The sequence below is a fragment of the Leisingera sp. NJS201 genome (genome assembly GCF_004535885.1).
In the GTDB taxonomy this organism is placed as follows: domain Bacteria; phylum Pseudomonadota; class Alphaproteobacteria; order Rhodobacterales; family Rhodobacteraceae; genus Leisingera.
Window position 1 is genome coordinate 1,214,967 of sequence record NZ_CP038234.1, and the last position, 22,462, is coordinate 1,237,428.

At 59.8% G+C, this 22,462-nt stretch carries 24 protein-coding genes and 2 pseudogenes; 17 read left to right on the forward strand and 9 right to left on the reverse strand.

Annotation, left to right across the window (positions count from 1 at the left end):
* Positions 1-50: 50 nt before the first annotated feature.
* On the forward strand, positions 51-557 hold the full coding sequence (locus ETW23_RS06000; protein WP_134829443.1) for a phage major tail tube protein: 507 nt from the start codon (positions 51-53) through the stop codon (positions 555-557).
* 12 nt (positions 558-569) lie between these two features.
* Entirely contained in the window at positions 570-857 is a 288-nt protein-coding gene (locus ETW23_RS06005) for a phage tail assembly protein (protein ID WP_134829444.1), read from the forward strand.
* Positions 858-1,020: 163 nt separating this feature from the next.
* Here ETW23_RS06005 and ETW23_RS06010 read toward each other — a convergent pair whose 3' ends face one another.
* Positions 1,021-1,224: a hypothetical protein gene (locus ETW23_RS06010; protein WP_134829445.1), complete on the reverse strand. Its 204-nt coding sequence runs from the start codon at positions 1,222-1,224 to the stop codon at positions 1,021-1,023.
* Positions 1,225-1,290: 66 nt separating this feature from the next.
* Here ETW23_RS06010 and ETW23_RS06015 point away from each other — a divergent pair, with 66 nt between their 5' ends.
* The 5 genes and pseudogenes from ETW23_RS06015 to ETW23_RS06030 all read left to right on the forward strand — a co-directional run bounded on the left by ETW23_RS06015 (position 1,291) and on the right by ETW23_RS06030 (position 5,326).
* Positions 1,291-2,946, forward strand: a complete 1,656-nt coding sequence (locus tag ETW23_RS06015; RefSeq protein ID WP_134829446.1) for a phage tail tape measure protein — start codon at positions 1,291-1,293, stop codon at positions 2,944-2,946.
* A 274-nt stretch (positions 2,947-3,220) separates the two neighbouring features.
* Positions 3,221-4,684 carry a hypothetical protein gene (locus ETW23_RS25350; protein WP_205879943.1) on the forward strand — a complete coding sequence of 488 codons (1,464 nt, stop codon included), beginning with the start codon at positions 3,221-3,223 and terminating at the stop codon, positions 4,682-4,684.
* 26 nt (positions 4,685-4,710) lie between these two features.
* Positions 4,711-4,893, forward strand: a pseudogene (locus ETW23_RS25765) (phage tail protein); the annotation flags it as partial.
* 74 nt (positions 4,894-4,967) lie between these two features.
* On the forward strand, positions 4,968-5,114 hold the full coding sequence (locus ETW23_RS25770) for a hypothetical protein (RefSeq protein ID WP_254695219.1): 147 nt from the start codon (positions 4,968-4,970) through the stop codon (positions 5,112-5,114).
* The gene (locus ETW23_RS06030) at positions 5,114-5,326 is read left to right on the forward strand and encodes a tail protein X (RefSeq protein WP_134829447.1); all 213 of its coding nucleotides are present in this window, start codon (positions 5,114-5,116) and stop codon (positions 5,324-5,326) included. The genes ETW23_RS25770 and ETW23_RS06030 overlap by 1 nt, the downstream gene beginning before the upstream one ends.
* Here the strand turns inward: ETW23_RS06030 and ETW23_RS25070 are convergent, their stop codons facing one another.
* The gene (locus ETW23_RS25070) at positions 5,327-5,497 is read right to left on the reverse strand and encodes a hypothetical protein (RefSeq protein WP_167738091.1); all 171 of its coding nucleotides are present in this window, start codon (positions 5,495-5,497) and stop codon (positions 5,327-5,329) included. It abuts the gene before it with no gap.
* Positions 5,498-5,655: 158 nt separating this feature from the next.
* Here ETW23_RS25070 and ETW23_RS06035 point away from each other — a divergent pair, with 158 nt between their 5' ends.
* The 10 genes from ETW23_RS06035 (at position 5,656) to ETW23_RS06080 (ending at position 11,415) form a co-directional block, all read left to right on the forward strand.
* Entirely contained in the window at positions 5,656-6,525 is an 870-nt protein-coding gene (locus ETW23_RS06035) for a phage late control D family protein (RefSeq protein WP_254695199.1), read from the forward strand.
* Positions 6,526-6,545: 20 nt separating this feature from the next.
* A complete protein-coding gene (locus ETW23_RS06040) occupies positions 6,546-6,848 on the forward strand; it encodes a hypothetical protein (protein ID WP_134829449.1) in 303 nt (100 codons plus the stop codon).
* Positions 6,841-7,287: a hypothetical protein gene (locus ETW23_RS06045; protein WP_134829450.1), complete on the forward strand. Its 447-nt coding sequence runs from the start codon at positions 6,841-6,843 to the stop codon at positions 7,285-7,287. Before ETW23_RS06040 ends, ETW23_RS06045 begins: the two co-directional genes overlap by 8 nt.
* A 67-nt stretch (positions 7,288-7,354) precedes the next feature.
* The gene (locus ETW23_RS06050; protein WP_134829451.1) at positions 7,355-7,750 is read left to right on the forward strand and encodes a hypothetical protein; all 396 of its coding nucleotides are present in this window, start codon (positions 7,355-7,357) and stop codon (positions 7,748-7,750) included.
* 43 nt (positions 7,751-7,793) lie between these two features.
* Positions 7,794-8,609, forward strand: coding sequence for a peptidoglycan-binding protein (locus ETW23_RS06055; protein WP_134829452.1), 816 nt, complete (start codon positions 7,794-7,796; stop codon positions 8,607-8,609).
* Between the two features lies 1 nt (position 8,610).
* A complete protein-coding gene (locus tag ETW23_RS06060; protein WP_134829453.1) occupies positions 8,611-8,856 on the forward strand; it encodes a hypothetical protein in 246 nt (81 codons plus the stop codon).
* Entirely contained in the window at positions 8,853-9,215 is a 363-nt protein-coding gene (locus ETW23_RS06065; RefSeq protein ID WP_134829454.1) for a hypothetical protein, read from the forward strand. The genes ETW23_RS06060 and ETW23_RS06065 overlap by 4 nt, the downstream gene beginning before the upstream one ends.
* Complete coding sequence (locus ETW23_RS06070; protein WP_134829455.1) at positions 9,148-9,456, forward strand: hypothetical protein; 309 nt, start codon at positions 9,148-9,150, stop codon at positions 9,454-9,456. The genes ETW23_RS06065 and ETW23_RS06070 overlap by 68 nt, the downstream gene beginning before the upstream one ends.
* Positions 9,453-9,926, forward strand: coding sequence for a hypothetical protein (locus ETW23_RS06075; RefSeq protein ID WP_134829456.1), 474 nt, complete (start codon positions 9,453-9,455; stop codon positions 9,924-9,926). The genes ETW23_RS06070 and ETW23_RS06075 overlap by 4 nt, the downstream gene beginning before the upstream one ends.
* 310 nt (positions 9,927-10,236) lie before the next feature.
* Positions 10,237-11,415: a DUF6538 domain-containing protein gene (locus ETW23_RS06080; RefSeq protein WP_134829457.1), complete on the forward strand. Its 1,179-nt coding sequence runs from the start codon at positions 10,237-10,239 to the stop codon at positions 11,413-11,415.
* Between the two features lie 1,152 nt (positions 11,416-12,567).
* Here ETW23_RS06080 and ETW23_RS06085 read toward each other — a convergent pair.
* From ETW23_RS06085 to ETW23_RS06115, 7 genes and pseudogenes are all read right to left on the reverse strand, one after another.
* Positions 12,568-13,245, reverse strand: a complete 678-nt coding sequence (locus ETW23_RS06085) for a hypothetical protein (protein ID WP_134829458.1) — start codon at positions 13,243-13,245, stop codon at positions 12,568-12,570.
* A gap of 503 nt (positions 13,246-13,748) precedes the next feature.
* The gene (locus tag ETW23_RS06090; RefSeq protein ID WP_134829459.1) at positions 13,749-16,859 is read right to left on the reverse strand and encodes a type I restriction endonuclease subunit R; all 3,111 of its coding nucleotides are present in this window, start codon (positions 16,857-16,859) and stop codon (positions 13,749-13,751) included.
* Positions 16,856-17,467, reverse strand: a complete 612-nt coding sequence (locus ETW23_RS06095; RefSeq protein ID WP_134829460.1) for a hypothetical protein — start codon at positions 17,465-17,467, stop codon at positions 16,856-16,858. The genes ETW23_RS06090 and ETW23_RS06095 overlap by 4 nt, the downstream gene beginning before the upstream one ends.
* On the reverse strand, positions 17,467-18,258 hold the full coding sequence (locus tag ETW23_RS06100) for a restriction endonuclease subunit S (protein ID WP_134829461.1): 792 nt from the start codon (positions 18,256-18,258) through the stop codon (positions 17,467-17,469). Before ETW23_RS06100 ends, ETW23_RS06095 begins: the two co-directional genes overlap by 1 nt.
* A 541-nt stretch (positions 18,259-18,799) precedes the next feature.
* Positions 18,800-19,744: pseudogene (locus ETW23_RS06105) on the reverse strand (class I SAM-dependent DNA methyltransferase); the annotation flags it as partial.
* A 38-nt stretch (positions 19,745-19,782) separates the two neighbouring features.
* A protein-coding gene (locus ETW23_RS06110) for an IS3 family transposase (protein WP_134828802.1) occupies positions 19,783-20,912 on the reverse strand; the annotation gives its coding sequence in 2 pieces (ribosomal slippage) (positions 19,783-20,678 and positions 20,678-20,912; 1,131 coding nt in all).
* Positions 20,913-20,924: 12 nt separating this feature from the next.
* The gene (locus ETW23_RS06115) at positions 20,925-21,869 is read right to left on the reverse strand and encodes a class I SAM-dependent DNA methyltransferase (protein ID WP_254695158.1); all 945 of its coding nucleotides are present in this window, start codon (positions 21,867-21,869) and stop codon (positions 20,925-20,927) included.
* Positions 21,870-22,462 lie beyond the last annotated feature (593 nt).

Here is a 22,462-nt window from a genome sequence, read left to right on the forward strand (position 1 = left end):
CGCCGCCGGTGCATCTGCCCGAAACCTCGCGCTGACAAGGAGTAACAGCCATGAAATCTACCCCCGCATATATCCTGCGGAACTGCGCCCTGTGGGCAAACGAGGACGTGAAGGTCGGACAGTTTTCCGAAGTCACGATTTCGATGCCGAAGGAGAAAAACGAAGGCTTCCGCAACGGCGGTATGATCAAGGAACGCAAGGTCGCCATGGGCTATGAGCACGATGACCTTGAATTCACCCTGACCGCCTTCGATCCCGAAACGCTGAAGCTGATGACCGGCAAGCCCGGCACCGAACATGCGTTCATGGTGACCGGTGCCCACGTCGATGAAGATGGCGTGACCCACAGCGCCGTCTACTACGTGCGCGGTCGCCTTGTCACCGGTGACGCCGGGAACTGGAAGCCCGGCGACAAGGCCGAACTGAAATGCACCGTGGTGCAGAACTACGCCAAACTTGAAATCGACGGGTCGGAAATCTTCGAGATTGATGACTTCGATTTTTCGGTTGGCGGTGTCAGCCAGACCGGCGACATCCGCGCCGCGCTGCTGCTGTAAGGGGGAAGTGGAATGGACTATCCCATTGAAGTGGCTCTGAAGCGGCCTGTCACCGTCGATGGCCAAACTCATGACAAACTGGTCTTCGATGAACCCGACCTCGGCACCAGTATCGCGGTTGAAGAGGCCAAGTCGTCTGCTGAACAGACCGTCCTTCTGCTGGCCGGAATGGCTGGGGTGGACCGGTCGGTGATGATGAAGGTGAAAGAAAGCGACTTCCGCGAAATCGGAAAGCGTGTTCTTGAACCGTATCAGGCTCAGATCGCCGGCCAGCAGGGATCTGATGCGGGAAACGGGTAAATGGCAAAGTAGCAAAAGACCTGCGCTTTGCCGCGGGGTTTGTGGCCAAAGCGCTGGCGACCCCGCTTCCGCAGGTTCTGGCCATGAAGGTCAGTGAATTCCGCGTCTGGCAAGAGACCGCCCGTGATGTGTGGGATGCGACCCGGCTGAAGTTCGAATGATGTCAGTCGTCTGACAGCGGGCGCTGGAAAGCGTTCAGCTTGTCGCGCTTCATCGGGCGGGTTGGACCGCTTTGATGCGTTATGGCGCGATAGGTCAGCACTAGCAGCGCACCGAAAGTCAGTGCGCCCCAAATCCCCCCGGCAAACATGCCGACGGCGATTGTCGCTGCTATGGCGGCGGCAATCATCAGGATGGCAAAGATCATCGCAAAGATTTCCATGCCTTAGATATAGGCAAATTCCCCTTTGAATTCAACGTGAGTGCAGGGCCAATGGCGACCAAGCGCATCGAAACGCAGCTGACCATCAAAGCAGTTGACCGGTACTCCGGCATGCTGCGCAATATGCGGACTGTCACCGGTCGCTTCGCGGATGGTGTGCGCACCGAAATGGGCCGTCTTCAGGGGATGCGCGGCCCGCTGCAGCTAATCGAAGATTTCCGCAAGCAACAGCAGGTTGTGCGCCGGTCCGGTGACGCGCTGGAAGCTGCCCGTGAAAAACAGCGCCGCCTGCTGGCGGAAATCCGGGCGACCCGGCACCCGACCGCGCAAATGCGCCGCGAGTTCGAGCGGGCGCGGGGCGCGGCAGATAGTCTTGCGCAGCAGCATCATCGGAACCGGCGTGCCCTTCACGGGCTGCAGGGAAAGCTGCGCGAAGCGGGCGTGAACACTGGCGACCTTGCTGGTGAACAGCGGCGGCTAGCCAGTGCGCTGGATGGCGCTAGCACCGCCTTCGGTCGCCAGATGGAGCGCATGCGTCGTCTGGAGGCGATGCAGGCTCGCATCGCGGAAGCGCGGGAGCGTATGGACCGGTCGCTGGCCACGGCGGCAAACCTGTCGTTTGTCGGCAATGCGTCGATGCAGACAGGCCGCCGCATCCTGACTGGGTTGTCCGGTCCGGTGCAACAGGCCATCGCGTTCGAAACCGCCATGTCGGATGTCCGCAAGGTGGTGGATTTCGATACCCCGGAAGGTTTCCGGCAGATGTCAGATGACATTCTGCAGCTGTCCACCCGTATCCCTATGGCGGCGGATGGTCTGGCGCAAATCGTGGCGTCAGGCGGGCAGTCGGGCCTCGCGCGTGGGGAGCTGACCCGCTTCGCTGAAATGGCGGCGAAAATCGGTGTGGCCTTCGATATTTCGGCGGAACAGTCCGGCGACTCGATGGCGAACATCAAGACGGCCCTAGGTCTGACACTTGATGAAACCGGGCTTCTGTTCGACGCGATGAACCATCTGTCGAACAAGATGGCTTCGACCGCGCCGAAGGTGCTGGATTTCACCAACCGCGTGGCTGTTGATGGGGCCGTCAAAGGCTTTTCACCGACCGAGACCATGGCCTTCGGGTCGGCGATGATCGCGGCTGGTGCGGGCGCTGATGTTGCCGCGACTTCATTCCGGAACATGGGTAAGGCGCTGGCGCGTGGTGAGGGAGCGACCGACCGTCAGTCGGCGGCATTCGAAAAGCTGGGGTTGGACGCTGAAGCAGTTGCGCGCGCGATGCAGGACGATGCTGTCGGCACCACCATCGACGTGATGCGGCGCATCAACGAATTGCCGAAGCATCTTCAGTCTTCTGTGACTTCTGACCTGTTTGGCGATGAGGCGCGGGCGCTGGCTCCGCTGATCAAAGACCTCGATCTGCTGCGCGATGCCCTTGGTTTGGTTTCCGAAGAGCAGGAATATCAGGGCAGTGCGGAGCGTGAATACGCGGTCCGTGCAAAAACCACGGCGAACAATCTTCGGCTGATGCGTAACCACATGACGCGACTTGGAATCAGCATCGGGGATGTGGTCCTGCCGCCGCTGAATGACCTGCTGGAATTGTCGCAGGGCGTCATCAACCGGATGGTGGCTTGGACCAAAGAGCATCCGAAACTGACCAAGTGGCTTGTCATCGGCGCTGCCGCTGTCGGGGCTTGGCTGTAGCTGGTGGCGCGCTGCTGACCGCCGCAGCGGGCCTTATCGGGACGATGGCAGTTCTGCGCTTCGGCCTTGTTGGGCTTGGGGCGCGGGCGGCGTTCGCGGCTGGCGACCTGATGGGAATCGGCGGCGCATTCCGTGGTTTGACTCGACTGCCGCGCTTCAGGCTGTCGAGCCTCCTGACCCCGGTTCGGTGGTCGTCGCGTCTGGTGTCGCGCGTCCCGTGGGCTGTGCTGGCCGGTGGGAAGTTTGCTCTGTCAGGCTTGCTGGCCCCGGTCCGTTGGACGGCGCGGCTTATACCGGCCATTCGCTGGTCTTCGCTGGCCGGGGGCTGCGCTGGTCTTCCCTCATCAAGCCGTTGTCTTGGCTTGGCCGTGGCGCGGCGCGTTTCATTCCGGTCATCGGATGGGCTGTGCTGGCGGGTGAGTTGGCATGGCATCTTCTGATTAAGCCGTTGGGGTGGGACGAATACCTGCCGTCCATCGACTGGAAGCGAGTTTGGGGGGCGTTTTCGTGGGAAGGCTGGTTGCCAGAGGTGGACTGGTCGGAATTCGTTTCGGCCATTGACTGGCCGCAATGGATTTCGGATGTGGATTGGTCCCGCTGGCTGACGTTCGACTGGGTTGCTTATGTCAGCCCGATATCTTGGGTGCGGTTCTTGCCGGAAATCCCGTGGTCTGACTGGTTCGGTTTCGAATGGTCTGACCACCTTCCGAATTGGAGCTGGGACTTCATCAGCGAGTTCGATTTGTCCGGCCTCATCAAGTGGCCGGAGCCGCCCGACTGGTTAAAGTGGCTGATGGGGCGGGAAGATGAGCCGGAGGCTCTTGCTCCGACTGCCGCAGATGCACGCGGCTTTGACCAACTGCCGGCGGACCAGCAGGCAGCAACGCAAACGGTTATTGCCGCAACCCAATCCGGTCCACTTCCGACGCCTGCACGTCTCCAAGAGCTGCGCGACTACGCGGCCAGCCTGCGCGATGAAATTTCGGGCATTCAGGGCGAAATCGACAGCCTCGGCCAAGGTCCAATGGCGGACACCATGTCCATTCCATTGCGGCAAGAAATGGATTCGCGGCTGCGCGAATTGCAGGGGGTCGAAGAAGAGCTGGCCAGTGCTAAAGCGCAGGCGGGTGAACTGTCTGCTGCGCTGCAGATGCTGCATGGATCGGAGGCTGTGCCGGAAATCAGCACCGCTTCCATCGACCGGGCTAATGAAAAGGTGGCGCTTCTGTTGTCGCAGCTGGGGGCGGTGCCTTCAGCTGGGACGGGCGCGGTTCCATCACCGAAGCCAGCGGGCGCGCGGGCTTCAGGTGGCCCCGTCCGCACGGGGTTGCCTTACTTGGTGAACGAAAACACTCCCCGTTCGGAGTGGTTCGTTCCGTCGCGTTCGGGTGGTATTCTGAACGTGTCGCAGGCGCAGGCGGCGTTCCGGTCATACCTGCCCGCAGCGGCACCGCGCCCCGTGAGGGGCAGTCCGGAACTTGCGCGGCTGAATCGTGGTGCGCAGGGGCTTCGAGCGGCGAGCCTTGCAGTCTTGGCCGGTTCGGCACTTGCATCCCCTGTTGCGGCGCAACCCGCGCAAGCTGCCAAGCCGGGGGGCGGTGCGGTGACAGTGAAGATCGACAACTTCACCGTTCACGTGCCGTCCGGTGTTTCTGACCCTGAAGCAATTGCCGATCTGGTGGCCGACAAGCTGGGCCAGCGTGTCGAAGCAACGATGTCGGCCAGCTTTTCCGACTAGGAGGTACTATGGCTGGACCAGTCACCATGGCCCTTGGGCCATTTAAGTTTCGCGCTCATGGCTTCGGTTACACCGGGGTTGGGCGGAAACTGGACACCACATGGGCGGAGATCGAAACTGCAGGGCGTCTGAACGCCCTGCAGTGGACCGGCCCGCGCAGCGAGGTGGTGACGATCAATGGGGTGCTGTTTCCGCGCGAGTTCGGCGGGGCGGACACGCTGGAAGGGCTGCGGCTGGCGGCAAAGTCAGGTGTTCCGCTAATGCTGGTGTCATTGGGGGTAAGGTGTTCGGCTTCCACGCCATTCAGAAGGTGGATGAAGACCGGGCGTTCCATGACCGCAATGGCGCGCCCGGCCGGAACGCCTACACCATCGAGGCAAAGCGTATCGGTTCCGGGTTCTCTCTTCTTTCTCTGCTGGGGGTCATTTGATGGCGGGCGTGTACGTAACAGCTGCAGGCGATGCGCTGGACCTGATTTGCTTGCGCACATATGGCGCGCAGGCGGGCGCAGTTGAGCGGGTGCTAGAGGCTAACCCGCATATCAAGGATATGGCCCATGCATTGCCTGCCGGTGCCGAAATCACCCTGCCTGATATGGTCGTTCAGGATAAGGCGGGACAGCCGCTAAGGCTCTGGGACTGATCAATAGAACTGGGTTCCGGTGACGAAGCAAATCAGCGCCAGCAAGAGCGAGCCGGTCGTTGTCCATAGCGCTTTCCATGTTGGTCCCTTGGTCAAGACAGAAAGAACTTCTGCCGCTGCGGACAGCAGGAAGAGAACGGCAAATCCTATTGCCACATAGTAAATGACCATCTTCAAAATCTCCGCAAATCAACTTCGGGGCGAACATGACACACCCACAAATCGTTGTCACGGTCGATGGCGTGCCCGTTTCGGGTGCCTTCTTTGACCGGCTTGTCAGCCTGACCATTACCGACCGGGAGGGTATCCGGTCGGATACGCTGGATTTGGTGTTCAACGATGCGCCGCCTCACTTCCAGTCGCCCCGGCGCGGGGCAATTGTCGAAGTGTCCATCAAGAGCGGGATCTCTGCTGGGTTTGTAGGAGCCTATGTTGTCGACCGTGTGGAGTTCTCCTGTCTGCCGCACACGATCACAGTCAAGGGCCATTCTGCGGACCTGCGTTCAGAAATGAAGGCAAACAAGACGAAGCACTGGGATAGTCCCTCGGTGAAAGACATCGTGGAAGAAAAGGCCGGCGGTTATGGTCTGCAGGCCAAAATTTCCGACGCGGTGTCAGGTCACGTCTATGACTGGATCGGCCAACAGGATGAATCGGACCTGAACTTTCTGGAACGTCTGGCGCGTCGGCATGGGGCACTGTTCAGCATCAAGAATGGCGTTCTCATGTGGTTGGAGCGGGGCACCGGGAAAACGGCAGACGGAACGGTCATTCCGCCTGCGGTAGTGCTTGCTCCTTCCATTATTGAGGGCAGCTGCCGTGTCACGGAAACTGATGTGGACCGCTTTGCCAAGGTCAAATGCTATTGGCAGGACCGGAAAGGGGCGAAGCGGCAAGAGGTTGTCGTGGATGCAGATCCGGAAGCCACTGGCGAACACGTTCTGCGCGACCCCTACAGTTCAAGGGAAGAAGCGGAGGCAGCTGCCAAGGCGGCGGCGCGGGAAATGGTTCGCGGGCTGATTGAAACCTCGTGTTCGATCATTGGGAGGCCGGGGCTTATGGCCGGTCAGCCTGTCATCTATTCGGGGGTGCGACCCTTGGTCGATGGTCGCCAATTCATCCTTGATCGGGTGACGCACACCTTCACGAAATCCGGCGGTCTGCGCACCGCCTTTACAGGCAAATTGAAGGCTGTATAGCAGTCAAGGGGGCAGGCTTGTTGGGCAAAAGTCTTGAGTTTTGGGCCGTGGTCATTGGCATGGTTTTCTATGTCATGAGCCGCGATGCCGAGCGGGAACCGCTTGCACGCCGGGCGGTAAAAACCGTGGCGTCTGCGTTCCTGTCCTATGGGTTGTCGCCCACGTTGGCCCCGTTGGCGCGTGGGTCTGAGGTTCTAGCGGCGCTGGCCATCATGGCCTTTGCCTTGGTCCTTCTGGACACCATCACCGCGCTGTTCGCGGATCGTGAATTTGTCAAGGACATGGTGCGTCGGCGGGTTGGTGGAGGGTCGAAAGGTGATTAACACCCGCGCGGCCTTGCGCCAAAACCTTACGATGATTGTGCTGCTGCTGATGGTCGCGGTCATCAGCGGATTTTCCGCCGCGTGGGATGCTTTTTCGGGCAAGCGGTGGTTTCGCGATATCACGATGCAGACCCCGTTCTATGCGGTGACCGTCGAAGCCGAACCGGTCTCTGGCGGGCTGGTCGTGCGAGGCACGATGGTCAAGCGCCGGTGCGAGTATCAGGGGCTGCGGGCCTATGTGGTCCAAGCCAGTGGTTTGCGCTTTCCTGTCGCGCTGGACCTGTCGCCGGAAACCGATGTCTGGGGCGGCGGGTCGCGTCCGCCATCCGAAATCGCTGAAGCGTGGGGCCGTGGATCATATCCGCGCCGGGCTACGGTCGCGCGGCAGAGTGGGAAATCTTTGCGTTCCATCGGTGTCCGGACGGTCGGATGCATGTGAACCTGTTCGCCGCAGGCCCGTGGCTGTCTGCGGACTAACCTGAATTTCACAATCGAAGGAGGCGGCAATGGCTGCTGATGCTGTTCAGGCGTCCCTGAACGGGCGCTTCACCTATCGTGCGGACAAGGGCGAAAGCTGGCGCATCATGGGTGGTGATGGCCCTGTGTCGGGCGACTGCGAAGACTATTCGCTGACGCTGGTCTGGCTCTATGAAGGCCGGTCGATGTGGCGTTTCTGGTGGGCGCTGGTCACCTTCAAATACGTGCTTTGGCATTGCCTGTCGCCGGGTGGTGCGGGGCATGCCGTGGTCTGGTGCCGTGGGCGCGGCTGGACCGATAACATTCAGCGCCAGCTGGTGTCGCGCGGCGACCTGAAGGCCAAGGGCTATCGGCTGCGCTTTCCCTACCTGTTCCCGCTGGTCGCGCTGAAGTTCCTGCTGCGGCCATTGCTGCAGCGCATCTGACGCGCGGTCTTTCCTGAAAATCGAAACTGAAGCGAGGTGTGACATGCAAGTGTCGGACATCCAGATGCTGCTGGCCGATGTCGGCTGGTACACGGGCGCAATCGACGGTGATGCCGGGCCGAAGACGTGGGCGGCAGTGTCGCGGGCAGAGCAGCTGCAGGGCACGAATTACCGCGATGCGCCGTCGCGCTGGTCGAAGAGTCGCCGCCTGATTGGTGCAGGTCAGGCGGCGCTGGCAGTTCTTGGCTATGAACCCGGCGTCATCGACGGTTACGCCGGCCACAATACCGCCGAAGCACTGACCACTTGGCGCAGCGCCAAGGCGGGCGTGTCTGCTGCGGTGGAACGGTTGCCAGTCACCGGATCGCGCAGCCATCCGAACCAAGGCGCTTTCCCGCGCCAGCGCGACATGGCCGATTTTTATGGTGAAGCCGGTGGTGCGCAATGCACGACGGGCAAGGTGGACCTTGCCTATCCCATGGTCATCGCTTGGAACAAGCGCCAGACCATCCAGCGGTTTTCCTGCCATGAAAAGCTGGCGCAGCCGCTGACAGACATCTTCCGCCATGCCCTGCAGCACTATGGTCAGGCCGACGTCGAACGGCTGCAGCTGAACGTCTTCGGCGGGTGTTTCAATTTCCGCAAGAAACGCGGCGGCAGCACGCTGTCCACCCACGCCTATGGCGCGGCGGTGGACCTGAACCCGGAACAGAACCAGCTTCGCTGGGGTGCTGACCGGGCGCAGTTCGCCCGGTCGGAATATGAACCGTTCTGGAACATCGTGATGGCCCATGGCGGCACGCCTGCGGGCTACGCATGGGGCAAAGACTGGATGCACTTCCAATTCGCGAGGCTTTGACATGCTGAAGTTCTTCGGGCGGTTCATCATCGGCGGTCGGTCGGGCAAGCGGGAACAGGCGTGGGCCGTGTTCCTTTTGTGGTGCTTCGCCTTCGCGTGGATGGCGGCAAAGGAAGCCGCTGGCGTGGCCGTGGATGGCACGCAATCCATCCTGTCGCTGGCTTTCCCCATGGTCATTGCGAACCTTGCGCTGGCCCACGGCATGGAATGGGTCAGCACCCAAACCGGATGGGGTGACGGGCAATGATGGCGGTGGTTCTTCGATATGGCTGGCGGTTACTGACAAGCCGCATCGGTCTGGCGGTCGTGGTCTGCGCCCTTCTGTGGGGTTGGCACGTCTATGACAAGGGGCAAGCGGTCAGCGCGGCCCGCGAAGGATTTGTGCGGGAATTCGAACTGACCGCTGTTCAGACCGAACTGGACGCGATGCGCCGCAGGATGGCAGCGGCGGATGAAGCGAGCCAAGCTCTGCAGGAAAAGGTGCTGGTGGCAGAAGGCGAGGCCCTGCGCTTTGCCGCCGAACTGGAGGCATATGAACATGACACGCAAGTCAATCCTGAAGGTGTTGTGGATACCGGTCTACTTGAGCGCCTGCGGGCAAACTGACATCGCCCGCATCCGGGCCGCTGGTGAAGCGGTCGGAGATGCGCGGGCGGAACAGGTTCTGCCGGACCTTCCGGAAGACTGCCGCCGCCTGTCCTATAGCGGCGTGCGTGAAGGCGACCGGCTGGATGTGGCGGTGCTGAAGGCTGACGCGGCGCTGGTCCGTCAGAACGCCCGAACCACGCGCTGCGCCGATTGGTATGACCAGCTTCAGGCCGGTCTTCAGCAGGATGGCCCCCTATGATTTCGCTGGCCTTCTATAAGGGGCTGGCCACCGACCCGTGGCATCGTGTGCAGGATGCGGGCATACGCTTTGCGACCCGTGGCCGGTATAGCCATGTGGAATTCATTGCCGGGGCTGCTGACTTCGGTCAGCCGCTTGAATGTCTGTCATCATCCGGTCGTGATGGCGGCGTGCGGTCGAAGATGATGGTGCTGAAGCCTGTGCATTGGGATCTGGTCCAACTGGCCATCGAACCTGAAGGCCCTGCGGATTTTATCCGATCGCGCATCGGTGCCCGGTATGACTACACCGGGCTGCTTCTGTCGCATGTGCTGGCGTTCGGTCGCCACGATGAAGACCGGTGGTTCTGTTCCGAAATCATCGCTGCCGCGCTTGGCCTTCCGCACCCGCAGCGCCTGTCACCACAGCTTTTGTTCGATGTGGTGACGTGGCGTTCCGACGTGTCATGGCAGTTGGAAAAGCCGTCCTAACTCATTGATGCCAATAAGGTGAATTTCAGCTTGGTTTGACAAAGACCCTTTTGGTTTCAAATCTTTGACGCGGCCTCCAAAACCGTTGGTCGCGGTGGGGTTGTCGGTCAAATATCGTGGTCCTTTCGTGGTCCACCTGCATTGTAACCTATTGATTTGTTTAAGCGCTTATCCCGCTTTTTCGTGGTCCACATAGGCCATAAAAATATGGTCAGATTGGCAATAATTGTTGACCGTGTGGGGGCACCATCACTTCAGCTAACGCATTAGTTTTGCTCCAGCTTTTTGCACGTGCAAGGAGCCGTAGACCATGTCGGAGACCATTTCGCCCGCGTTCACCTTCGTGAAGGATGGCGTCTTCTATTTCAGCCGCCGCATCCCCAAGGACCTGAAGAAGCATTATTCCTCCCTTCGGATTGCATATTCTCTGCGAACAAGGGCCGCTCGTGTGGCGGAAGCTCGGGCCAGGAGGGCTGCGGATCAGCTCGACGAGTACTGGTTCCACCTCCGCTCTAAAGACGCGGACCTGCCCGGCAAACACATGCTCAGGCTAAAGGGAGACGGGCGTGTCGTAGCAAGCTCACCGCCGCTGGAGGTTTCTTCGGCCTCTGTGAAGCTGTCCGAAGCGGTGGGCATCTACCTGCGTCTCAAGGGACAGGGGCGGCCCGATACCTTTCACCGGGCTGCTGAGAGGTCCTGCGGCTATGTCATCGACGCTTGTGGTGACAAGCATCTCGACGCCTACACCAAAGCCGATGCCAACAAGTTCAGGGATGCACTGATCATACGAGGTCTGGCTGGCAGCAGCATCACCCGTATCTTCGGAACCGTGCGGGCTATCACCAACTTTGCTGCAAGCGAGCTTGGTCTGACCCTGACCAACCCGTTCAACGGGGTTTACTATGACCGAGAGGCCGGGGTCAGTGATCGAAACCCGATCCCCGCCGATGCCCTCAGTGAGGTTCAACGCCAGTGTCGCAAGATGGACGACGACATCCGGTGGCTCGTTGCCCTGGTCTCCGACACGGGGATGCGTCTCGCTGAGGCGGCGGGCATGGTAAGGGAGGACATTGAGAGAAGGTCAGATGGGACGCTTGTTGCCCAGGTGCGCCCCCATCCGTGGCGTCGCCTGAAGACCAAGGGCAGCGAACGCATTGTGCCGCTTGAGGGTGAAGCCCGATGGGCAGCCGAACGCCTTATGGCAGCGGCAACCGACACCAAGTTCTTGTTCCCGCGCTACAACAAGAAGGACCAGACAAACGCGAACGCGGCCAGCGCTGCCTTGAACAAGTGGATCAAGCAGATGGCACCTGAGGGATGCACCATGCACAGCTTCCGCCATTCGATGCGGGACAGGCTCCGTGCAGTTGAGTGTCCTGCCGACATCGTCGATCAGATCGGCGGCTGGCAAACCGATGGCGTGGGCCACGGATATGGGGCTGGTTACCCTGTCGAGGTGCTGCAGAAGTGGATGAAGGCCGTCACATGAGCCGACATGGTCTACGGCTCCTTGCACGTGCAAAAAGCTGGAGCAAAACTAATGCGTTAGCTGAAGTGATGGTGCCCCCACACGGATGTTGTGTTCCCGTTACAGGCACTGCTTCAGCCGGTAGCCCCAGCGAAACAAGGGCTATCCGAGGTTGCGGGTGCAGGTCAACAGGCGCGGCGTGGTCTACGCTGTGGTCTACGGTTCTGTCTCCCTCTTATCTGTGATCCTTCGACCAATCTCGCTGGCCCTGCGGTGAGCGCGGTCACCCCATAGGGGGGAAACCACAGTTGCGCATATATGTGTGGGCCGCTCAGATTTCTGACCCTTGAAGTATTCCAACTTGTCTAGGCGGCTTGAAGGACGTGTTCGAAGACTTCACCCGTCGGTGGATCGGGGGTTCCTCCGCGAACAACATCTTGCACCGATGCGCCCCAAGGGGAGCTGAGGCAGTATCTGTTGGCGGCCTGGGCGATGGTGCAGTAGGCATGGCTTCGCCGCCAGAAAAGGTGCTTCTCGACGGGGTTCGGTTTGACGAGATGAGGGTTCGTCAGGACCTTGCGCAGTTTGGGGTGCTCACCGTTTCGGGCCATCTGGACCAGCCCTTCTATGTAGCCAAGCCGCCTGGAAGGTGGCAGGGAATAGAGGGTCTCAGCGAGACGCATCGCCAGATCAAAGACCTCAGCTTGCTCGCGCCGAACGCTAGGGCTGTAGGCCGCATTGGCGGGGATTTCTTGCCTGTATTTCTTTCGGTGTTGTGCTTTTCGACACGTAGCGGAGCAGACGCGCTTGTTGCTGCGATAGGCGAACGCTCGACCACACACCGGGCAGGTTGATGTGATGGGGGATGTCATGCTTGGTTGTGTAGGGGTTGACTTCACGCAACAGCAGAAGCTCTCCGCTGGGACCAGCTTGGCTAGTCCTGCAGAGCAGCTCGACATGATGTGCGCGGAGGCGATGACAGCCAGAAAAGCGTCATCAGTATAAATATAGGAGAAGCGCTAGTAGTGCTGATGCCGGAATCACCAGCTACCACTGCGTGGGAAGACCTCCATCAAGATGGTCTCCGACACGGATATTGCTTCATGTTCAGGGTGAACGGCATGAGGCTGCCGCTCAACTTGTTCAGGGCCATACGCCAGCGGCGTCTTGCTATTAGCGGTGAAGTTCCCAAGCCTCTACGGCCATGATTATCATGTATGGCATGTCTTCAGTAACCTGCAGTTCCTGGAATTGCTTGGCGATCCGCCCGAAGCGTTTGCGCGATGCTTGTTGACGGAACCGAGCCAATTTGCGGCCTCCATTTGTGCGCCATCCAGCATCCAGTTTAAGTTCCTTGATGGTAGCGCCAGGCAGCTCTAGGAGTGCCCCATTCAGGTCAGTGAAGAAATCACCTTGCTCGCGGATCGTAGGGAGGACGCTCCCTGCCAGCCACAGCTGATGTTTCTCCGCAATGCCGCCGAAGCTTTCCTTTGGGTCAAGGACCAGATCCGACGCAGTGCCGCCATCCTCTTCTCCCGCAACATAGAAACGGTCGATCACAACAGCAGGCAACACGCAGTGAAGGACCCAGTTCTGGAACTGGCGAGCAACTTTTGCCCGTGAGGTGAAGGCCAGCCAGTAGAACCCTTCTTCGGAGACCACATGGTGCAGCTGACCTTCCTTGTCTGCGACAACACAGAAATAGTCTTCTACGCCAGCAGGCAGCTCCTTCAAGCGGAGTTGCTCAAGAAGGTTGCTGGCAAGAAAGACAAGACCACCCTCAGCGCTTGCAGCGTAGAGGGTGAGCAGGCCGATTTTGATCTCAGCGAAATTCGAGTTGATGACGTCCATGACTGGGCCTTTCGAGAATGTTGTTGGGTTCTGCGAATTCCCGTGCCGTCGCGGACCTGGTCCACGGGCAGTTTCGGGTATTGCGATGGTGGAACTTAATTCCCGCTCCAGCCCTGCGAGGGTCACATCACGTCACAGGCGGCATGGGGACAGCTTGCCCTTTTGCCCCATGGCAGCCACCGCATCCCGTCAAGCCGGGATCGGCAGACTAGGACACCAACATCAAGATGATCAGGGCCGTGGTCTTCCCATTCCGGGGGCGAGACTGCTGAGGTGGATGATGGGGATGCATGACCCGTCAGCCGTATCGCGCAAGTTAGCGACGACATCAGGCAGGGCCTCAAACTGCGGCTCGACTGGGGTCATGCCACACGCATAGAGCGTGACCTCGAGGTCAGTGAGGACCTAGTCCGACGACAACGAAGTGGTCGAACATCGTGATGATCTCGTAGCTGCGGGAAGCTACGGATCGCCACACAGGGGCAGACAGCAGGTCCTCCGGCTCAACGCCCCTGCCGAAGCTTCTCCCACAGCTGACCACGGCCCAGCAGAAGCGACAATAGACCTGCCCGAAGCTCTTCACTCTCAAGGGCCTGTTTGCTCATGGTCGAGTGAGCAGCGTAGCTTTCGATGATGGCATCGGTCAGTTCAGCGGGCAAATTAGGAGAGGCTGCGAACTGCTCCTTCTCGTTGCTCTCAGCCTGCCTCGCCAAGACTTCAGACGACAGAAGCTTCGTCATCAAGGTTCCGAGTACGTAGTTCACCTTGTCGTCGTCAGTCACATCTCCGACGAATAGCTCGTTCAATGTCTCAATGATCTCGCGCAGTGCAACTTTGTCCTCGTCCCGCAGCGTTCCTGACCCCGGTGCGGTGACTGGCGGCAACTTCGGCCCACCTTGCGGAACAATGTGGCGTTTGCCTTTCGCAGACAGTTTATGATGGGTGAGTCTGACTTGCGATAAGTCTACGCCTTCGCGCTCCCTCCCGAACTTCAGCAGCGGAACGAGACGCCGGTAGAATATAGAGCGCTTCTCGACAGCCGTGCTGCCGTAGTCGAAGATCTGGGACAGGAAGGCGTACATCCGCAAAAAGGCCTGCATGTCGGAACGGAACAGCTCGAGCTGGGCCATCTCGTCCTTCGCGGCCTTCGCTCCTTCTTCGTCGCCGTTCTCGAGTGCGATCTTCCAGGAGGTCTTCGCCGCCGCGTAGCGGTCGAGCAGGCGTTTCGCCACCGGCTCGATGGCTTTCGACAAGTCGCCCTGCTGCGAGGTTGGGTCCATCTCAATCTCGACAACCCGGTCGATTTCGTAGTCGTCATAGTGCCCGGCGTCGTCCAGCTTCGCCTTCAAGTCGAAGATCAAATCGGGGTCGGTTACCGCCTCCAGTTCTGCCTTGCCATAGTACTGGCTGAAGGCCTGCAGTACCTCGGCGGAACTGTCGGAGAAATCGAGAATGTAGGTGGTATTCTTCTCGATGGACCCGCTCTTGTAGGCTCGGTTGAGACGTGAAAGCGTTTGCACCGCCTGCACCGCCTGCACCCCGGCAAGCCGCCGGTCGATGTACATGGCCGACAGCAAGGGCTGGTCAAAGCCGGTCTGGAACTTGTTCGCTACGAGCAGGATGTGGAAGTCGTCGGTGTCGAAGACCTCCTTCAGCTCTTGCCCCTTCAGATCCGGGTTCACGGTTTGGTTGGTCTCGGTGAACGGATCGGGGCCGCTTTCGAGGTCTCGTACCTCGCCGGAGAAGGCGACTAACGTGCCCACCGAGTACTTCTTTTCACGGATGTAGGCGTCGATGGCGAGCTTCCAGCGCACCGCTTCCTTGCGGGACTGAAGCACGACCATGGCCTTCGCCTTGCCGCCTAGCAGGTCCGCGACGTTTTCCCGGAAATGCTCGACGACGATCTTAACCTTCTGGCTGATGTTGTAGGGGTGCAGGCGGACCCATTCCATCAGTCCGCGCATGGCGGTGCTGCGCTCGACCTCAGTGTCGCTGACCTCCGCCCCATCCTGCGCTAATTTGAAAGCGAGGCTGTATGGCGTGTAGTTCTGCAGCACGTCGAGGATGAAGCCCTCTTCTACCGCTTGCCGCATAGAATACAGATGGAATGGCTCCGGCAGGTTGCTATCTCCGGCGGGCTGATCCGGCTTCGGGCAGCGGCCAAAAAGTTCCAGCGTCTTGGTCTTGGGGGTCGCTGTGAAGGCAACGTAGGTCACGCCGCGCTCGTCCGCCCTGGCCTTCATCTGAGCGGCAAGGATGTCCTCGGTGCCGATCTCACCACCATCCTTCAGCTCTTCCAGTTCCTCGGGCGACAGCGTCTGCTTTAGCTTTGTAGCTGCTTCCCCGGTCTGCGAGCTGTGTGCCTCGTCAGCGATCACCGCGAACGTCTTGCCCTCGGTCGCCGACAGCTGCCGCACCTCCTCAAGCGCGAACGGAAAGGTCTGGATCGTGCAGACGACGATTTTCTTTCCGTCCGCGAGGGCCTGCGCCAGTTCGCCGCTCTTGCTCCCGCTCTTGCCCTTGATGGTCTCGACCACACCACGCGTCCGTTCGAAGGCAAAGATCGCCGACTGAAGCTGCCCGTCGATCACCTTGCGATCCGAGACCACGATTACCGTGTCGAACACCTTGCGGTGCTCACCGTCATGCAGATCCGCTAGGAAATGCGCGGTCCAGGCGATGGAGTTGGTCTTCCCTGAGCCTGCTGAGTGCTGGATCAGGTACTTCTTGCCGGGTCCTTCCTCGTAGACCTTAGCCACCAGCCGCCGGGTGGCATCGAGCTGGTGGTAACGGGGGAAGATCAGCTTCTTCGTTTTTCCCTTCTTGTCCTTCTCCGGGATGACGTAGCGCCCGATCAGCTCAAGCCAGCTGTCCCGCTGCCAAACCTCCCGCCACAGGTACGCTGTGCGATGCCCTTCGGGGTTCAGCGGATTGCCTGCGCCGCCTTCCTCAGTTCCCTTGTTGAACGGCAGGAAGAAGGTGTTCTTGCCCTCCAGCCGGGTGGTCATGAAGACCTCGCTCGTGCTCACCGCGAAATGCACCAGCGCCCCGGTCTCGAAGGCCAGCAGCGGCTCGGCTCCGCGTCCCGGAGTGCGCGGCGGGCGGTCGAATCGGTACTGGTCGATGGCATCTCCAACGCTTTGAGTGAAGTCGGTCTTTAGCTCGACCGTAGCCACTGCGATACCATTGAGGAACAGCACAAGGTCAATGCTGTCGCCCTTCGCCGTCGAGTAGCGCACTTGCCTAACCACACGCAGGCGGTTGGCGCGGTAGCGCTCCATGATCTCGGGGTTCTCGGCGAGAGCGGGCTTGAACTCGGCCAGCTTTAGCGGAGAGCGAAGACCCATCGCCTCGATGCCATGCCGCAGCACCTCCAGAGTCCCGCGCTGGTCGATCTGCTTACGCAAGCGGTCCAACAAGGCATCTGCTCCACGCTTTTCCAGCGCCTCCCACACCTTTGGTTGCGACGTCTGCACCCACTCCAACACATCCGCCGGGAACATCGCCCGCTCTGCGTCGTAGTCCTTCGCATCCGCCGGGTCATACTCCCAGCCATGCTCGGCCAGATGGGCGCAGATCTCGTCCTCGAAACGGATTTCCCTATGCAGGCTCATTCTTCTCCCATCTCCGTTGCCGCGTCTTGGACACCCGCTCCGACTTGGGTGAACGCTGCGCAGTATGCTTCCCCTAACGCTTGCGCAATCTTGGTCATCCCATGCCGCGTGAGGTAAAGCCTGTATTGGCTGCCATTTTCCCACCGTTCCGCGCTTTGGCCTCTGGGTTTACGGCATTCGAAACGGAACCCGATCAGGAAGCCGCGTCGGTTTACAGGATACACACGCAAGTCTTCTGGGTGCGCCACTGAGTCGCGAAGAGAGATAAGGACCTCGAGCACTCCAAGCGGTTGCCCGTCTTGCGTTGTCAGATTGCTTAGATCATCGAGCGATGCTCCGTGAGCTTCATCTTCAGCGCCCAGGTTTCCATCATCGTAAGAGTGCGCCGTAAGATCGCAAAACTCGGTGATGTCCCGAGTGCGAAGTGTCTCTTGGAGAGGCGTTACAGGATCTGCACCGGAACGGATGCGCTGTAGGGTCCAGCAAAGGATCGTGTTGAAGGCCGCGTAGCATTCGGTTGCTTTGAACTCGGAGTCGTCGAATGGCATTTGCGAGCACAGGCGCTGGATGACTGCAAATTCGCGCTCGGGGTGCGGGATACCTCCCATCAGGCTGCCTCCTCTTCATCAATCACGGTGTCCCGGACATCCACCTTGCCAGTGACGGCGGCAGAGATCAGCGCCGCGCGGCGTTCCTTAAGCAGGGCAATGGCGCGGGTGGCCTCGGTAGTGAGCGCCGAGAACTTTTCTTCCTCAAGTAGCAGGAAGGCAAGCAACTCAACCTGCTCAGCTTTCGGCGGGAGCGGAAAGGCCAAGTTTGCAACGACGCTCGAATTCAAGCCGCTGAGAATGGCGCCTCGCTTCGTGAGGTCGAGCTGTGTGCCAATGAAGCCAGCATCCTGGCAGCACGCCTGAACATACTCGGGCAAGGCGATGTCGGTGTCGACACGCACACGGATGGTATCGCTGTCGGCAATGCCAGGGCAGGCATCGGAAGGGACGATCTGGCAATTTCCGATACTGCCCTTACGCGTAAGTACAAGATCGCCAGCTTTCAGCTCATAGGATTTCAGCTCCTCATATCGCTCAGGCTCGATCCACCTCGAACCCTTTTCGAAGTCACCGCTGATAGTGTTTTCTTGTCCGTAGAGCTTAAAGCCGGTCTCTTCGCTTGGCAGATCCTTCAGCATTCCGCCAAACGGCCCGATCTGAATGCCCTGTCGAGAGAAAACGAGGTGTTTGACGCGCTTCATCTCCCAATGCGCCGGGATGTCGCCGAGCCAGTCGATACCGCTGGGTTTGAGCGGGGCGGTGGGGTCGAGGCCCTTGGTGACAGCATGAGAGATGACGGCCTGCCGCTTTTCCTTCAGCAGCGCGATCAGCCGCCGCTGCTCCTCCACCAGCGCATCCAGCTTCGCCGTCTCCCGCTCAATAAACGCCGCGATGGCCTGCTGTTCGGGAGAGGGGGGAGAGGAATCGGCAACCTTGAAAGGTGCTGAGGCTCAAGATCCCATTGGTTGACCCGAATGCCTTTCGAGATAGTCATGTATCCGGTGATGTAGCGGAGCGATCTTAGCAGGTAGTGCAGGAACCCAGCATCTTCGGTGTGGTGTGCCTCAAGTACGAAGTAGGCGGGGCTAACGATTCCGCGAAATTTCGATACGCCAAGAGACCCTTGCCAAGCTTTCATCTTGTTGATTACCAGATCACTCGGCTGAACGAGTTGATAAGTGGACAAATCTTCGGAAGCATTGTTGTGATTGTCGTCGCGCGATTTCTTCTTGATGACGCCGAAATCCCTGTAGACAGACAACAGCTCTTCGTTTGGGAAGCCTGTGCGTTTCGAGCGTGAGTATAGAGTCCATAGCGGAACAGTCTGCCAGTGCGAGGGGATTCTCCCGAGCCAGTCACGTTCGGTTCCCTTGTAGTCAGAATGTGGCTTCATCCCGCCAACTCCACCAGCATCCGCTGAATGTTCCGCGTCACCTCGGACAGGTCCTCGTCGATCTCCTCCAGCTCACGCGGCGGCTCGAAGACGTAGAAGTGTCGGTTGAAGGGGATCTCGTAGCCGGTCTTCGTCTTCGATTCGTCGATCCAGGCGTCGGGCGCATGAGGGATCACCTCGCGCTCGAAGTACGTCTGTACGTCCTCGCTCAGCGGCACGATCTCGGTGTCGCGCAGGGCGCTGTCGGGCTGCGGTTTGCCCTTCGCCTTGCCGCGCTGGCCCAGCACGATCTCTCCGGTCTCGTCCCGCAGGGGTCGTTCCACCGTGATTTGACGGAAGCCAAAGGCCTTGTTTGGCAGCAGCTGCGACAGGGGCCGCAGCTTGACCTTGCCGCCCTCGGAAGCTTTGGGCACGGGGTTGTCCACCGTGACGACCTCGCGCCCGGTCTCCTTGCCCTCAGCGTCGAAGAGCATGGCCATCTGCGCCTCGGCACAGTCTCCAAACAGTCGGGTGACGATGTCGATGCCCTCGGGGCTGATCTCGCGCCGCTTGGAGCCGAGCGACTTGCGCATCTTCTGCCAGAGGTCGGAGGCGTCTATCAGCTGGACCTTACCCTTGCGGTGGGCGGGCTTCTTGTTGGAGATGATCCAGATGTAGGTAGCGATGCCGGTGTTATAGAAAAGGTCCGTGGGCAGGCCAATGATTGCCTCGACCAGATCGCTTTCAAGCACATGCCGCCGGATCTCGCTTTCGCCCGAGCCAGCGCCGCCAGTGAAGAGGGGCGAGCCGTTCAGGACAATGCCGAAGCGCGAGCCACCGTCCTTGGCGGGGCGCATCTTGGACAACAGGTGCATGAGGAAGAGCAGCGAGCCATCCGACACGCGCGGTAGGCCGGGGCCGAAGCGCCCATTGAAGCCCTTGAGCTTGTGCTCCTGCTGGACTGGACCTGCACCGTTTTCGTTCCGGTGTGTAGCTCATGTTAGGCGGCGATCTTTTCGAAAGCCACGGGTGATTTCCAGCCGATGGCCGAATGCCGTCGGCGTGGGTTGTAGAAGCCGTTGATGTATTCGAAGACGGCCAGTTCGACCTCTCTGCGGGTCTGCCAGGTCCGGCGCCAGATTAATTCGGCCTTCAGCGACTTGAAGAAGCTCTCGACGGCCGAATTATCATAGCAATTTCCCTTTCCGCTCATCGACGGCACCAAGTCGTGCTTGCGCAGACGCTTTTGATACTCGTGGGCACAGTATTGGGCGCCGCGATCAGTGTGGTGGATGCAGCCCGGGGGCGGCTTTCGTAGGGCAATCGCCATGTCCAAAGCGCGCAAGGCCAGATCCTGTTTCATGCGGTTGCTCAGGGCCCAGCCGATCACCCGTCGCGAATAGAGGTCGATGATCACAGCAAGATAGGCCCATCCCTCGCGGGTCCAAATATAAGTGATGTCTCCCGCCCACTTCTGGTTCGGGGCGCTTGCGGTGAAATCCTGACGCAACAGGTTGGGCGCGATATTGAAGGTGTGATTGCTGTCGGTCGTGCGCTTGAACTTGCGGCTGCGCAGCACCTGGATGCCGTTATCACGCATGATCCGCGCCACACGGCGTTGCCCGACATGGATGCCCAGTTCATTGAGTTCCTGCGTCATGCGCGGACGACCGTAGCTGCCCAGGCTCAAGCGATGCTGCTCTCGAATATGCGCCAAGAGCACCATATCCCGACGTTGGCGGCGTGACGGCGGCCTGTGCCGCCAGGCCCGAAGACCACGATCCGTCACCTGCATCAGGCGACACAAATGGCTGCGTGGCAAATCCCCGCGGTAATCCGCAATGAACTGAAATCTCATTGCTTTTGACCCGCGAAGAAGATTGCCGCCTTTTTTAACACCTCCCTCTCCTCCCGAAGAATGCGGTTTTCTTTGCGTAGGCGTTCGTTCTCGCGCCGAAGCTCAGAATCCTGGGTCGCGGTAGAAGGATCGTCCGAGAACTGACGTATCCATTTGCCCAAGGTCGAAAGGCCGACCCCCAGATCCGACGCGACTTGGCGACGCGTCAGCCCGCTGCTTGTCGCGATCCGAACCGCTTCGCGTTTGAAATCGTCACTGTGTTTGGGTGCCATTTCCGGTCTCCTCTATGGCGAGCATTGCTCGCAGAAAACCGGAACAAAAGTGAAGCAGGTCCAGACCTCCTTCTGCACCTTCTTCCATTCAACACCAAAGGGTGGGTTGGACAGCATGTAGTCGAACTTGGCGTCGGGGTGCCCATCATCGGAGAGAGTGTTACCCGCCTTGATGTTGATAACGTTCTGCCCCTTGATCAGCATGTCCGCCTTGCAGATGGCGTAGGACATGTCGTTCAACTCCTGTCCGAACATGGTCAGGGCGGCATTGGGGTTGTGCTCCATCAGGTATTCGTCGGCGACCGAGAGCATCCCGCCTGTGCCCGCCGTCGGGTCGTAGATTGTGCGCACGATGCCGGACTTAGACAGGATGTCATCATCCTCGACGAAGAGCAGGTTGACCATGAGGCGAATGACCTCGCGCGGGGTGAAGTGCTCCCCGGCGGTGTCGTTGGAGGCTTCGGCGAACTTGCGGATCAGCTCTTCGAAGACGAGGCCCATCTGGGAGTTTGTGACCCGTTGCGGGTGCAGGTCGAACCCGGCGAACTTCTCGGTCACCATGTAAAGGAGCTTGTTCTTTACCAGCCGGTCGACCGCTTCGGCGAAGTTGAACCGCTCGAAGATGTCGCGGACCTCCGGGGAGAAGGCCTCGATGTAGGTCATCAGGTTGGTGTCGATGTTGTCCTGGTCGCCGATGATCCGGCCGAGGTCGAGGGTAGACGCGTTGTAGAAGCTGGCTCCGGAGGCTTTTCGCATAAAGGGATCCGGGTTGAGGCCCATTGCGGTTTTCTCACCTTTTTCCTTTAGGACAGCCTCCTTTGTCGGGGCCAACACGCAGTCAAGGCGGCGTAGTACGGTGAATGCGAGGATGACACGCCCGTACTCTGACTGACGGTAGTCGCCTCTGAGCAGATCGGCAACGGACCAGATCAAGTTGGACAGCTCGGATTGGGACATGCTCTTTCGCCTGTTTTTGAACTTATTCGTTTTCGGGACGCTACCTTGCCCGGATCATGGCGGCAAGAACACGATGAGAGCTTCGGGCAGGTCTATTGTCGCTTCTGCTGGGCCGTGGTCAGCTGTGGGAGAAGCTTCGGCAGGGGCGTTGAGCCGGAGGACCTGCTGTCTGCCCCTGTGTGGCGATCCGTAGCTTCCCGCAGCTACGAGATCATCACGATGTTCGACCACTTCGTTGTCGTCGGACTAGGTCCTCACTGACCTCGAGGTCACGCTCTATGCGTGTGGCATGACCCCAGTCGAGCCGCAGTTTGAGGCCCTGCCTGATGTCGTCGCTAACTTGCGCGATACGGCTGACGGGTCATGCATCCCCATCATCCACCTCAGCAGTCTCGCCCCCGGAATGGGAAGACCACGGCCCTGATCATCTTGATGTTGGTGTCCTAGTCTGCCGATCCCGGCTTGACGGGATGCGGTGGCTGCCATGGGGCAAAAGGGCAAGCTGTCCCCATGCCGCCTGTGACGTGATGTGACCCTCGCAGGGCTGGAGCGGGAATTAAGTTCCACCATCGCAATACCCGAAACTGCCCGTG

Bases quoted from the DNA above. Each gene is read 5' to 3' on its own strand.
- ETW23_RS06000 (WP_134829443.1), top strand. From the start codon at position 51: ATGAAATCTACCCCCGCATATATCCTGCGGAACTGCGCCCTGTGGGCA.
- ETW23_RS06005 (WP_134829444.1), top strand. From the start codon at position 570: ATGGACTATCCCATTGAAGTGGCTCTGAAGCGGCCTGTCACCGTCGAT.
- ETW23_RS06010 (WP_134829445.1), bottom strand. From the start codon at position 1,224: ATGATCTTTGCCATCCTGATGATTGCCGCCGCCATAGCAGCGACAATC.
- ETW23_RS06015 (WP_134829446.1), top strand. From the start codon at position 1,291: ATGGCGACCAAGCGCATCGAAACGCAGCTGACCATCAAAGCAGTTGAC.
- ETW23_RS06030 (WP_134829447.1), top strand. From the start codon at position 5,114: ATGGCGGGCGTGTACGTAACAGCTGCAGGCGATGCGCTGGACCTGATT.
- ETW23_RS25070 (WP_167738091.1), bottom strand. From the start codon at position 5,497: ATGGTCATTTACTATGTGGCAATAGGATTTGCCGTTCTCTTCCTGCTG.
- ETW23_RS06050 (WP_134829451.1), top strand. From the start codon at position 7,355: ATGGCTGCTGATGCTGTTCAGGCGTCCCTGAACGGGCGCTTCACCTAT.
- ETW23_RS06055 (WP_134829452.1), top strand. From the start codon at position 7,794: ATGCAAGTGTCGGACATCCAGATGCTGCTGGCCGATGTCGGCTGGTAC.
- ETW23_RS06060 (WP_134829453.1), top strand. From the start codon at position 8,611: ATGCTGAAGTTCTTCGGGCGGTTCATCATCGGCGGTCGGTCGGGCAAG.
- ETW23_RS06065 (WP_134829454.1), top strand. From the start codon at position 8,853: ATGATGGCGGTGGTTCTTCGATATGGCTGGCGGTTACTGACAAGCCGC.
- ETW23_RS06070 (WP_134829455.1), top strand. From the start codon at position 9,148: ATGACACGCAAGTCAATCCTGAAGGTGTTGTGGATACCGGTCTACTTG.
- ETW23_RS06075 (WP_134829456.1), top strand. From the start codon at position 9,453: ATGATTTCGCTGGCCTTCTATAAGGGGCTGGCCACCGACCCGTGGCAT.
- ETW23_RS06080 (WP_134829457.1), top strand. From the start codon at position 10,237: ATGTCGGAGACCATTTCGCCCGCGTTCACCTTCGTGAAGGATGGCGTC.
- ETW23_RS06085 (WP_134829458.1), bottom strand. From the start codon at position 13,245: ATGGACGTCATCAACTCGAATTTCGCTGAGATCAAAATCGGCCTGCTC.
- ETW23_RS06090 (WP_134829459.1), bottom strand. From the start codon at position 16,859: ATGAGCCTGCATAGGGAAATCCGTTTCGAGGACGAGATCTGCGCCCAT.
- ETW23_RS06095 (WP_134829460.1), bottom strand. From the start codon at position 17,467: ATGGGAGGTATCCCGCACCCCGAGCGCGAATTTGCAGTCATCCAGCGC.
- ETW23_RS06115 (WP_254695158.1), bottom strand. From the start codon at position 21,869: ATGTCCCAATCCGAGCTGTCCAACTTGATCTGGTCCGTTGCCGATCTG.